The sequence below is a fragment of the Mucilaginibacter ginsenosidivorax genome (assembly GCF_007971525.1).
Classification (GTDB): Bacteria; Bacteroidota; Bacteroidia; order Sphingobacteriales; family Sphingobacteriaceae; genus Mucilaginibacter; species Mucilaginibacter ginsenosidivorax.
In genome coordinates, this window is record NZ_CP042437.1 from 7,263,327 (window position 1) to 7,276,087 (window position 12,761).

At 44.9% G+C, this 12,761-nt stretch carries 10 protein-coding genes; 9 read left to right on the forward strand and 1 reads right to left on the reverse strand.

Translation table 11 applies throughout. The annotated features are described in order from the left end of the window. Positions 1-40 precede the first annotated feature (40 nt). From FSB76_RS32585 to FSB76_RS29915, 8 genes are all read left to right on the forward strand, one after another. Positions 41-634 (forward strand): hypothetical protein, encoded by a 594-nt coding sequence (locus FSB76_RS32585; RefSeq protein ID WP_147060055.1) that lies wholly within the window; start codon positions 41-43, stop codon positions 632-634. A 169-nt stretch (positions 635-803) separates the two neighbouring features. Next, entirely contained in the window at positions 804-2,159 is a 1,356-nt protein-coding gene (locus FSB76_RS29885; RefSeq protein WP_147060057.1) for a Gfo/Idh/MocA family protein, read from the forward strand. A 12-nt stretch (positions 2,160-2,171) separates the two neighbouring features. Continuing rightward, the gene (locus tag FSB76_RS29890; protein WP_147060059.1) at positions 2,172-3,212 is read left to right on the forward strand and encodes a DUF6807 domain-containing protein; all 1,041 of its coding nucleotides are present in this window, start codon (positions 2,172-2,174) and stop codon (positions 3,210-3,212) included. A gap of 122 nt (positions 3,213-3,334) precedes the next feature. Continuing rightward, positions 3,335-4,351 carry an FAD:protein FMN transferase gene (locus FSB76_RS29895; RefSeq protein ID WP_147060061.1) on the forward strand — a complete coding sequence of 339 codons (1,017 nt, stop codon included), beginning with the start codon at positions 3,335-3,337 and terminating at the stop codon, positions 4,349-4,351. Beyond that, positions 4,352-5,551 carry a Gfo/Idh/MocA family protein gene (locus tag FSB76_RS29900; RefSeq protein WP_147060064.1) on the forward strand — a complete coding sequence of 400 codons (1,200 nt, stop codon included), beginning with the start codon at positions 4,352-4,354 and terminating at the stop codon, positions 5,549-5,551. A gap of 2 nt (positions 5,552-5,553) precedes the next feature. After that, entirely contained in the window at positions 5,554-6,492 is a 939-nt protein-coding gene (locus FSB76_RS29905; protein ID WP_225976349.1) for a glycoside hydrolase family 43 protein, read from the forward strand. 160 nt (positions 6,493-6,652) lie between these two features. Beyond that, a complete protein-coding gene (locus FSB76_RS29910; protein WP_147060068.1) occupies positions 6,653-7,975 on the forward strand; it encodes a glycerate kinase type-2 family protein in 1,323 nt (440 codons plus the stop codon). A gap of 3 nt (positions 7,976-7,978) precedes the next feature. Beyond that, entirely contained in the window at positions 7,979-9,322 is a 1,344-nt protein-coding gene (locus FSB76_RS29915) for a GntP family permease (RefSeq protein ID WP_147060070.1), read from the forward strand. A 143-nt stretch (positions 9,323-9,465) separates the two neighbouring features. On the opposite strand, the gene FSB76_RS29920 is transcribed toward FSB76_RS29915, so the two are convergent. Continuing rightward, the gene (locus tag FSB76_RS29920) at positions 9,466-11,361 is read right to left on the reverse strand and encodes an SGNH/GDSL hydrolase family protein (RefSeq protein WP_147060072.1); all 1,896 of its coding nucleotides are present in this window, start codon (positions 11,359-11,361) and stop codon (positions 9,466-9,468) included. 718 nt (positions 11,362-12,079) lie between these two features. On the opposite strand from FSB76_RS29920, the gene FSB76_RS29930 reads away from it, so the two are divergent. Further along, positions 12,080-12,757, forward strand: a complete 678-nt coding sequence (locus tag FSB76_RS29930; RefSeq protein ID WP_147060076.1) for an ABC transporter ATP-binding protein — start codon at positions 12,080-12,082, stop codon at positions 12,755-12,757. Positions 12,758-12,761: the final 4 nt, after the last annotated feature.

Consider the following 12,761-nt stretch of genomic DNA (forward strand, 5'->3'; position numbering starts at 1 on the left):
CTTTGAAAGCGGCCAAAAACGTTAACCATGCCCCCAAACGATGAAGATACCCAAACAGATACCAACAATTACCGCAAAAAAAAAGACCGATAATTTACATTATAGGATAGTGACTGCGTTGATGATAGTTTTTGTGCTATATGATATTTTTATAAAACCGAAAACGATAGGGCATGATTGCCGATATAGTTTATTTGTTTTGGCTTTGCCTACGCTAACGGGAGTTATTGTCCTCGGTATTTATCGGCGCGCTTTTCTATTGGACGCTTATAGGGGCGGCAAAGGTTTTTTATCGAAGCTGTTTGTTGTTGGTTTTTACCTGGTTCAGGGTTTACTTTTTTCTTATTTAAGTTTCGGGTTTGTGGCCGATGTTGCCTGGGATTACCTGAATAAGCAGAAAGCTGCTAACAATCCAACAGAAAAAATATATTGCAAGGTAACCCAATTCTGGACCGGCAAAAAACCAAAGGTGTATTTTGAATTTGAAAATAACATTGAAGCTTTGGATATCGGTTATTCAAACCCGTATCGGTATGATAAAGTAAAACCTTCCGATTATAAAATAGAAATTACGTTAAGTAAGGGGCTTTGGGGATACTATATCGTAAAATCATGGGATGTTATCAAACGCTAACCATTTAAGCAGCTATACGTTAACATACTTTGTTTACACTGTAATAAGCTTCTTACAAACAGGATACTGGTTTTTACCTGATTTCTTCGATATTTGATGATAGCGGTGCCATAGGCCGCTGTTTAAACCAATTTTCATCTACACTATAAAAACAAGTAAACCTAACAGCATGGAAAACTCTCGTCGTACGTTTATAAAACAGGCCGCGATAGCCGGGACAGGTGTATTGATCACTAAAAATGCATGGAGTGCCAAAAGCTACAAACGTATTATTGGTGCTAATGACCGCGTTCGGGTGGGTGTTGTCGGCTTTTCCGACAGGCATAAAAGCTCGCACATCCCCAGCTTTATGAATCATTGTAAAGAACTTAACTTCGAAGTGGTTGGCGTATCCGACATCTGGAAATACCGGCGAGAGGAAGGGGCTGCTACCTGGAAAGAAAAAATGCAGCATGATGTAAAGGCATACCGCAACAACGAGGAGTTGTATGATAGCAAAACGGTTGATGCGGTATTTATCAGCACCGCCGATTTTCAGCATGCCCGCCACGCCATTGAAGCGGTAAAAGCAGGCTGTGACGCCTATGTTGAAAAGCCTTTTGCCGAAACAATGGAGGATAACCGCGCAGCGTTAAAAGCCGTTAAGGAATCCGGAAAAATAGTGCAGATAGGATCGCAGCGCAGGAGCGGGGATAATTACCACGCTGCCAATGATTTTATCCGCTCGGGCAAGTTTGGCCCTATTACCATGGTTGAGCTTACCTGGAATGTTAACCAGCCAGGCCGCTGGCGCCGCCCAGAATTGCTGAGTAAGTTAAAAGAGGAAGATACCGATTGGAAACGTTTTATTATGAACCGGCCATACGAGGCCTTCGACCCACGCAAATATTTGGAGTATCGTTTGTTTTGGCCCTATTCATCCGGCTTAGCCGGCCAGTGGATGAGTCACCAGATTGATACTGTACATTGGTTTACAGGGCTAAAACATCCGCGCAGCGTGGTTGCCAATGGGGGTATTTATATGTGGAAGGATGGCCGCCGTAACTGGGATACTATTTTGGCTGCCTTTGATTATGGCCCATTGGATGATCCTTCAACCGGTTTCCAGGTAACCTTTGGCTCACGCATGCATAACGGGGATGAACACCCCGCCGAGATATACTACTCCAACGGAGGCGAACTGAACCTGATTACCAATAAGGTATCGCCGGATGGCGGACTTACAGAAAAAATGGCCGCAGCCATGGGCATGAAAGCCAACCTGCTGCCCGAAATCAGCCTTGCAAATACACAGCAGGTTGTGGCATCGGCCAACACCGGCGGCGATGTGCTTACCTCAAACCATGTACGCAACTGGATGGAATGCGTGCGCAGCCGTAAGCAGCCCAATGCGCCGGTTGAAGCGGGGTACAGTCACTCTATAGCTAATATCATGACCAATGCCGCCGTACACACGGGTGTTAAGGCCACGTTTGATGAAAGCACCCAGGAAGTAATGACAAATGGTAAGGTTTTTAAATATTGACCAGCAATTACCATGAAAAGCTTTAAAAAAACAAGTTTAATAATAGTCTCAATAGCCTTTGCCGCAAGCGCGGCCGCCCAAAAAAGCGAACAGGTAAAGGTTGTTGCGTCAAAAAATGAGCGTAAGGTAGATGTGTTTATCGGCGGTAAGCCGTTTACAAGTTTCCTGTACCCCGATAGCCTAGAAAAACCGGTGCTATATCCCTTGCGTGCAGCAAATGGCACTGTTGTAACCCGTGGTTTCCCGCTGGATCCTAAACCAGGCGACCCAACAGATCATCCGCATCATATTGGCCTTTGGTTTAATTTTGAAAACCTGAATGGGCTTGATTTTTGGAATAACTCTTACGCCATCCATCAAGACAAAAAGAATTTGTATGGCTGGATCCGTACCGACAAGGTGTTGGAAACCAAAAGCGGTGCAACCGGCGTATTAGCATACCATGCAAACTGGACAAACCAACAAAAAGACGTTATTTTAGAAGAAACCACAAGGTTTGAATTCAGCGGGACAGGTAACCAGCGCATCGTTGATCGTATTACAACTTTAAAGGCTGTAGTAGACGCAACTTTTACGGATGCTAAAGACGGCCTGCTTGGCTTGCGGCTGGCACATGACCTGCAAATGCCCGCCACCGAAGACCAAAAATTTACCGACGACAAAGGCAACGTAACCATAGTGAAGGCTGGTACCGATAAGGTAGCCAATGGAAATTATCTGACCAGCGCCGGCAAAACCGGCAACGATGCCTGGAGCACACGCGGTGTATGGTGCAAAGTTTACGGTAAAATGGGGGCCGATTCGGTAAGTATTGCCATTATAGATCATCCTCAAAACCCCAATTATCCTACTTTTTGGCATGCGAGGGGCTATGGGTTATTTGCCGCGAATCCCCTGGGCGAAAAGATTTTTACCAATGGTAAATCGGCAAAAAATTTGCATCTGAATAAAGGGGAGTCGGTGACTTTTAGGTATAGGATTGTGATTGAGAATGGCGGGCAGACTATCGGTGCAAAAGAGCTTGATATGATAGCCGAGAAATTTTCGAAATAATTTATTCAAAGAAGGAAAGAAAAATTCTCGATCGGTAAGTTATTGATTGAATTGGTTTGCGGATAAAACACATTGGTTCCTTCGTAACGGCTTTACCGGAATTTTTAACTTTGCCCGCACCTATGAAAAATAATTGGCTACCTGGTATTGTTGTTTTGGCGTTGCTGTGTTGTGCTTTCGGGAAACAACCATCGTTGCGCCTTTTTGCGATAAAAGGTTATGCCCAGGGTACTACCTACAGCATTGTTTATTATGCAGCTGATAGTCTGGTTAGCCAGCAGCAAACGGACAGTTTGTTGCAACGGTTTGATAAATCGGTATCGCTTTACCTGCCTCAATCACTTATCTGCAGGTTTAACCGCTCGCCAAAAGGCATCCGTGTGGATGATATTTTTCGTGTGCTGGTTAGCCGCGCCCTGCAGATAAGTCACGCTACCGGCGGGCTGGTAGACCCCACAGTAAAACCGCTGGTTGACGCCTGGGGCTTCGGCGTTTTTAAAGCCGACCACGAACCCGGTAGGGAAGATGTGAAAAAAATGCTGCGCCAGGTGGGTGCAAATAAAATAAGGCTGAAAGGGAATTTTTTATATAAGACGGTGCCCGGTGTACAACTGGATTTGAATGGTATAGCCCAGGGGTATTCGGTTGATCTGCTGGCCGATTTGCTGGAGCGGCATCATATTCACGACTATTTGATTGAACTGGGTGGCGAACTGCGCATTAAAGGCCATAAACCCGGCAATGAGCCATTCCGGGTTGGCATTGAGGGAATCAGCGGCGATGACCTGGACCCTGCGCCCATGCGACAGGTGATTGAGCCGGGCGACGGTGCCATCACCACTTCGGGCAATTACCGCAAACACCATGAGTCCGGGGGCAAACAAGTATCGCACCTGATGGATCCGCTCACGGGTTATCCTGTACAAAACGAAATGATAAGTGTGACGGTGTACGCCAGGGACGCAATCACCGCCGATGGGTATGATAATGGTTTTATGGCCATGGGTTTGCAGCGCAGCCTGGCTTTTTTAGCAAAACGGAAAGATATGGGCGCTTACATGGTTTACCGGCGACCCGATGGTCGTATCGCAGATACTGTAAGTGCTTTTTTTAAGGGATATCAACACAAAACTGAATAGATGGAAAGAAGAACGTTCCTGAAAAATACCGGCCTGCTGAGCGGCGGGCTGTTGATTGGAAATAAACTGAGTGCTTTGCAGCCCGCCGGGGAGCCCATTAAAATAGCAGTGATAGGTTGCGGAGATCGCGGTACCGGCATTATGAATATCCTTAACGGAATGCCTGATCAATTCCGGGTAACCGCTTTGTGCGATGTGCTCGATTTCAGGCTGACGGCTGCACAAAAGCTGGTTAAAACCGGTACCGTAAAAACTTATGTCGATTACAAAAAGCTGTTAGATGATAAAGAGGTAGATGCGGTTATTGTAGCCGTGCCTTTATACCTGCATTACCCGATAGCAGCAGATGTGATCCGTTCCGGCAGGCATTTATACCTGGAAAAAACGATGACCTATACCATTGATCAGGCGCTGGAGCTGGTGAGCCTGATGCATGGCCGCAATGAACAGGTTTTGCAGGTTGGGCACCAATACCGCTATTCGCCCTTATATTACCGGGTGAAGGAGATGATCCAGAAGGGATACCTCGGCAAAGTGACCCAGGTAGATTGCCGGTGGGACCGCAATGGCAACTGGCGGCGCCCGGTACCCAACCCGGCACTGGAGCGGGCCATTAACTGGCGCATGTACCGGGAATATTCGGGCGGGCTGGTAGCCGAATTACTTTCTCACCAGATAGATTTTATCAACTGGGCCTTTGATACCCATCCGCAGGAGTTTTTTGCAACAGGAGGGATTGATGTTTTTAAAGACGGCCGCGAAACCTACGATAATGTACAGCTTATGCTGCGCTACCCTGACCAGGGTATGATAGGTAATTTCGGGGCGATGTGCGGTAATGCACATGATGGGTATCTTTTTAAGATCAAGGGTACACTGGGTACCGTATCTCTGCTCACAGACCAGGGAATGTTTTACCCGGAAAAAAAGCTCCTTAGTGAAAAGGGAACGGTTGACGGCGTTACTGGTGCAACACGCATCGTCTGGAACAAAGAAGGAGGGACGTCCATTTTACCCGAACCCACGAAGGATGGAACCTGGTACGCATTTAATGATTTTTATCAAAAAATTAAGCGTAAAGAGTTACCCGACAGTAATGTATTCACCGGTGCCCGTACCGCCATCAGCGTGCACCTGGCCAACCAGGCATTGTACAGTCAGAAGGTTTGTAGCTGGGATAGTAATTACAAAATTGGATGAGCATGAAAAAGCAACTGCTCATGTTTTTGCTGATGACAGCAGTCAGTGCCGCTAACGCGCAAAGTCGGATGGATACGATCAGGCTGGCCGACCCAACTATATTTTATGACAACCGCACCTATTATCTTTATGGTACGGGCAGCCCGGATGGTTTTGCGGTTTACACATCAAATGACCTCGAAAATTGGAAGCGAGAGGATAAACCAGCTTTGTTAAAGAGTGATAGTTATGGTTTGAAAAGCTTCTGGGCTCCGCAAGTATTTAAGTATCGCGGCAAATATTATATGGCGTACGCCGCCGATGAGCATATTGCCATCGCGGTGAGCGACAGTCCACTTGGGCCTTTTACACAACGCGTACATCAACCGATCACAGAACCTGGGAAGCAGATCGATCCGTTTATTTTTAAAGATGCCGATGGAAAGTTGTACCTCTATCATGTCCGGTTAGATAAGGGTAACCGTATCTATGTGGCACGGTTGAAGGATGACTTGAGCGATATTGACAGTTCGACGCTGATGGAGTGTATCCATGCTGATCAAGGCTGGGAAAATACTGCAGCTTCCGGCTGGCCTGTGGCGGAAGGACCGACGGTAACCAAAATCAATAACCTATATTACTTATTTTATTCTGCTAACGATTTCAGGAACATTGATTACGCGGTGGGATATGCTACGTCTGCCAGTCCAACCGGGCCATGGACTAAATATATGGGAAACCCGATACTGAGCAGGAAAAATACCGGGCAGAATGGCAGCGGGCACGGCGACTTATTTACCACAAAAAACGGCGAGCTGTTTTATGTTTTTCATACCCACAGTTCAGAAAACGGTGTTGGTCAGCGAAAAACAGCAGTCGTCAAATTGTCCAATCTCGGGCAAAACCCCGCTGTTATTTCCGTAGTGCCCGGTACTTTCCATTACCTACAAATTAAAAATTGATTTTTGTGCAGGTCCAGCAATGTTTTTTTATTGGCTAAAAAGGTTTGTAAGTTTGATTAACAACACGATATAAACCCTTCGTTTAAAAATAAAATGCTCCGTAATTTGGAGACATCGTGATGACTGAAAAGAACGGGTTTTTTTACGTGACAAATGTTTTATGATTGAAGAAAAGCATGCGATTCAAATTTTCAGATCAGCTGTATCGGCGGTACAGCCGGGGCATCTGTTACGGCAACACTTATCTGTAAGTAAGGATTCGTTGACTATCGGAGGCGTGGCCTTTCCCAAAACAACCATCAATCATATTTATGTGGTTGGAGCCGGAAAAGCTGCAGCAGCAATGGCCGTAGAAGCCGAAATGATTTTGGGCGGGTACATTAGCGAGGGTTTGGTCACAACCAAATATGGTCATGCCTTGCCCACTTCTACAATAAGAATTATTGAAGGGGCGCATCCCGTGCCGGATGAAAATTGTGTTGACGCCGTTACTCAAACCATAAAACTGCTTAAAAAAGCAACAAAAAACGACATAGTAATTTGCCTGTTAAGTGGCGGTGCATCGGCCCTATGGTGCGATTTACCGCCGGGAGCTACCCTGCAGGAGGTGCAAGCAACGTTTGACCGGTTGATAAAATCAGGAGCCGCTATTCATGAAATTAATACGGTTCGTAAACATCTGTCCAACTTTAAAGGCGGTCAACTTGTACGAGCTTGCAACGGAGCCTCAGTTTTTTCATTCATTATAAGTGATGTGCCGGGAGATGACCTGGAGACAATTGCCAGCGGGCCCACCGTTCCGGATGCTTCAACCTTTGAGGATGCAGAAACTATCCTTCAAAAGTATAACCTATTATCCGTATTACCACAAAGCATCAGCCGGCATATTAAGGATGGCATTAAAGGAACAATTAAGGATACGCCTAAGCCAGGAGACCCACTTTTTGATAATACTGTCAACCGGATTATCGGCAATAATAAAATGGCTGTTCTGGAAGCGGCCAATATGGCAAAAAAATTAGGATATCATGTACACATAGTAGATCATTTGATAACCCGAGATGCAGAGACGGAAGCAAAAATACTGGTGGATATGGCCCGTCAATATAAAGCCCCAAAACCGGTTTGTATAATACAAGGCGGCGAAACAACCGTCAAAGTAACGGGCACAGGAAAAGGTGGCCGCAATCAGCACTTTACATTGGCTGCGTTAAGTGAGTTGAATAAGCTGCGCCAACAAAATATTTCTGATGAAATTACCATTTTAAGCGGGGGCACCGATGGAACAGATGGGCCAACCGATGCAACCGGAGCAGTTGTGGACAATGATACTTTAAACCTGGTTTTGCACCGTGGATTGCTGATAGAAGAATATTTGAAGAAACATGATGCGTACCATTTCTTTAAACAAACAAATGGCTTAATCATAACCGGGCCAACGCAAACCAATGTAATGGATATTATGATAGCCATAGTAAAATAAAGCATGATGATAAATACGTACTATCTGTTTTTTCTTCTGATTGCCAGCATTGGTTTTATTATATGGTTTACAGCGTATAAAAAAGTAAATGCTTTTTTTACGCTATTAATAGCTGCCTTAGGGGTTGGCTTATTCAGCGGCTTGCCATTGGTAGAAATAGTGACTGCACTTAAAACCGGTTTTGGGCATACCATGGAAAAAATCGGGTTGCTTATTATCCTGGGTACCACTTTGGGGGTAATACTGGAGAAAACCGGCGCAACCATGAGCATGGCGAATTATATTTTGCGTGTAGTTAAAGAGGAAAATGCACCAATCGCCGTTACACTCACCGGTATTATAATCGGCTTCCCTATTTTTTGTGATAGTGCATTTATTATTTTGAGTGGTTTAAACCACTCCCTTGTAAAAAAAGCACACAACAGGATGCCGGTTATGGCTGCCGCCCTGGCAACGTCGTTGTACGCGGTGCACTGCCTGGTACCACCGCATCCGGGTATTACAGCGGCGGTAGGTACAGCAGGTGGCGATTTGGGTAAAGTAATGCTCTGGGGTATTTTAGTTGCTATACCAGCCGCATTCGTTGGTTATATCTGGAGCGTGTGGCGCGGGGGCAAAGTTGAATATGAATACACGGAGCCCGAAGTTATCCCCGATGAAATAAAACAGCTGCCGCGGGCTGTATATTCTTTCCTGCCTGTCCTTTTGCCAATTGTCTTGATTGCTTGTAAATCGGTAATGCCAATTTTTGTTGCACCGGCGTTGATGGTGCAAAACGGGTGCCTGCAAATCATTTCGTTTGTGGGAGAACCGGTTATGGCGTTGGCTATTGGGATTGTTGCCTCATTTAAACTCGTTCAAAAGCCATTCAAGAAAGATCTGAATCATTGGCTTACAGAGGGGGTAGACAAGGCAGGGATGATTTTGGCCATAATTGCCGCGGGCGGAATGTTCGGCGAAATGTTGCAGGCCACTGGGATGGGAAAAAACCTGGGCGGCATGCTGAGCGGGCTGTCTTTAGGTATTTTCTTTCCATTCCTGGTAGCTGCCATTTTAAAAACAGCTCAGGGTTCGTCAACAGTTGCCATTATTACAGCATCTTCGCTGGTTACACCATTGCTTTCAAATTTAGGTTTGTCGTCGCCAATGGGTCTTACATTAACCATATTGAGCATGGGGGCAGGCAGCATGGTGATAAGCCATGCCAATGATGCCTATTTCTGGGTAATCAGTCGTTTTTCTAATCTGGATACTGCTTCCACATTGAAGGTATACAGCGTGGCTACTTTACTGATGGGGCTAACGGTGCAGCTTTTGATTTGGGTACTCTTTAGCATATTTAAATAAAAGATATTCAAAAACGGATGATAGGCTGTAGATACCATAAATAATTTGAGGCCTGGTTTCGCTATTTGCTATTGCCTGGCACCGGGTTGCTTAACTTATCAATGACAGACGTTATCGGCCAGCGTCTATTTTATACAGCCGGCTTACCTGGTTAAAAGCCCCAATAGGTATTGGGCATACCACCGGGCAAGATAGTCGTTCGGATGATTGACATTGTTACCCGTCATATCCTGGTAAGTTTTATGTTTTAACAATTCCCGGTGTACGCCTGTCAGGTCGGCAACCACGATACCTTGACCAGCCAGTTTATCAAGTTCTGTTTTGTATAAAGATTGAAAACCATTAAAAGCAGAAGCCGGATTGGCGAGCATAGGGGCTATCAAGATGAATTCTGCTTTGGTATTGGCTGATCTTACCGAATCAATGATGGCTTTAATTTGTTCCCGATAAGTTCCGGGTGCTACGTGTGCGGTGCCATCATTCATCCCAAACCCTATAACCACCAGGTCTGGTTTTTCGCTCATCACGCGCTGGCGTACAGAATCCTGTCCCCATTTTGCCAACCGGCCAGCGACTGAGCTATTGACAAATGTTATTTGGCTGCCATAAACGGCCTTTAACCTGTTGATTACCAATTCTGGCCATACCGGCATGTAGGGTGGGGTTTTTTCCAGGCCGCTGGCATTATAGCCCACTTCAATGCTGTTGCCATAAAACACCACTTTCAGGCCGGTTTGCTTTTTTAATTTACTGACCGTATTGCTAAGCGTAAGTCGGGCAAGTTCAGGTACAGGCCCTCTCCAATGACGTAACTTTTCCGGCAGGTATGACACAACGAGTTGCCTGGAACTGAAATAGGAGCCTTCGCTAAACAAGACAAAGGTACCGGGCATCATGCCATTCATCGAATGCCCGGGTTTGGCCTCCTTAAAAATCAGGTCTTCCCGGCAAAAGAACGGAACAGACGAACCTTTCAGGATCACCAGTTCTCCGTTACTTTCATCCCAATCTTTTCCCTTTATATATTCCCGGCTATAGTCGGCCGCCCTAACCGATAATATTTTCGCCGGCCTGAAAAGTAGTTTCGCATTCAAGCTGCCCTGATCTCGGATGACTTGCACAGATTCATCTATAACGGTATCTGTTTTCCAGAATGGTTTGGTGTAAGCCCTTAAATCGATATATTTTTTCCAGTCTTCGGCATTAAGCAAGGGATTGAATACTTTAACAACTTCGCCTGCAATAACCGCGTTTCCCTGATCTGAAGGGTGTAAGCCATCGTAGGTTAAACTAATGGCCTCCCTGGGATAAGGATAATCGTCTGTTGCAGGATTAAATGGAATTTTTGTAAACTCAGGATAAGTGTAATTAACATAAGCGCCAGATGCAGGGTCTTTAAGGCGTTTAAATTTTACCAGTTTGTCCATCGCAAGCTGGCCGTCATGGTACAGATCAATAACGGGTATTTGTTCATAGCGGCCGATAGAATCAATAGCGTTCACGATGGTTTCGAGTGCCTGACCGTTTTTTTGGCGGTAAGATCCAAAAGCATTGTTCCGGGGATCGTTGATATAAACAAAATCGGCCCGTTGCATCGGTGTTATCAAAACAATCCTGGCAGTTGGGTTTAAACGCCGCAACTTATTGATGATAATCCGGAATGAGCCATATACTGTAGCGTTATCTTTGCCTGTTTTATAGTCATCCAGGCTGCCCGTCCGCCTGCCCTGCCACCAATCGTTTGTTCCTAAAAAAACGGAGTAAATGTCTGCGGCGGGTATACCCAAACTGTCAATATGTTGCGCAATACCGCCAGAAGTCCATCCGTTGAACCCTTTATTGATATAGTGCAAGCCAGGAAATTGTTCGGCCACCCGGGTCAGGTAACCTTTGGTTACCCTGCTGCCCGTTTCATCCAAATGGTCGTTCAGATAAGTGATCGAATCGCCGATAGCCACCCAGGTTTGCTCTTGGGGCTTATAAGCGCTGAGCAATAGCAGTACAACTGCCAGCAATAACATTAGCCTTGTTTTTTTCATGAGGGCGTTATTTAGGATTAACCGGATACAAGAAGCGAATTTAATGAAAGTTGGCGGCCAACTGTCCTTAACTGTATGGCGGGCCCAGGACAACCGCATCTAATAAGGTTAACATAACTTAACACATTTCAGTTAATTTATTTATAAATATTTGATAGTCAATATTTTACATTTTTTCATGGTTAACATTATATTGATGTTGCAATTTAGACAGAGCCAAATACTTGTGCCTGTTATTGGCCAACACATCTCTTCGTCATCCGCATCATTTAACCAGGATCAGCCAATAAAGGCAAGGCGCCGCCTGATGCTTATATCTTCGCCATGGCAGAAACTCATTCCGTTAATTATTGATATGCTTTTGCCCTGCTACTTCAAATCGGGGACAGAAATTATAACAACCACATAAAAGGTAATGAAATATGTAATACCGTAAGGCGCACTTGGGAGTTGCTGCCATCCGACGCCAGGCGCGCCGATTTTACCATCGAATTAAACAGCGCTACGTTGATTCCCTTTTTTCATTGTATCATTACCGTACGCCCCATGTTACATAAGCGTACAGTTATTATTTATTTGTTTTTGATTAAGTTGTTGATAATTAACTGTTTGAAAGTTTGGTATATTATTGATACCTGAATGATAAAATGATTATTATTATTGCTGTTAAGTAAAATTTAAATCACTAATTCACCAACTTATTAATTCACAACAAAAAATGTTATCACTTCAGCATATTTCAAAATACTACCAGGTAAGTGGACTTAAAAATTATGTGCTCAACGACCTGAGCCTTGAGGTTGACGAGGGCGAGTTTATTTCTATCATGGGGCCATCAGGATCTGGTAAATCAACTTTGCTTAACGTTATAGGTATGCTGGATGAACCAACCGACGGCTATCACTACTTTGCAGGCCATGCTGTACACCAGCTTAAAGAAAAACAACGCTCTGCTTTGTATAAACAATATATCGGCTTTGTTTTCCAGGCGTATCACCTTATTGACGAGCTTACCGTGTATGAAAACATCGAAACCCCTTTAATTTACCAGGATTTTAAAAGCTCGGAACGTAAAGCAATGGTTGCCGATATACTGGATAAATTTAATATAGTGGGCAAAAAAGATCTTTTTCCGGCACAGTTATCAGGCGGGCAGCAGCAATTGGTAGGTATAGCCCGCGCATTGATTGCCAAACCCAAATTGTTATTAGCCGACGAGCCAACAGGTAACCTTAACTCCAAACAAGGCGAAGAGATCATGGAGCTTTTCCGCAAGCTGAACAAAGAAGACAAGGTAACCATTATACAAGTAACCCACTCCGAAAAGAATGCCGAATACGGTACGCGCATCATTAACCTGCTCGACGGTAAAATAGCATCATCAAAACAACTCTGATCAT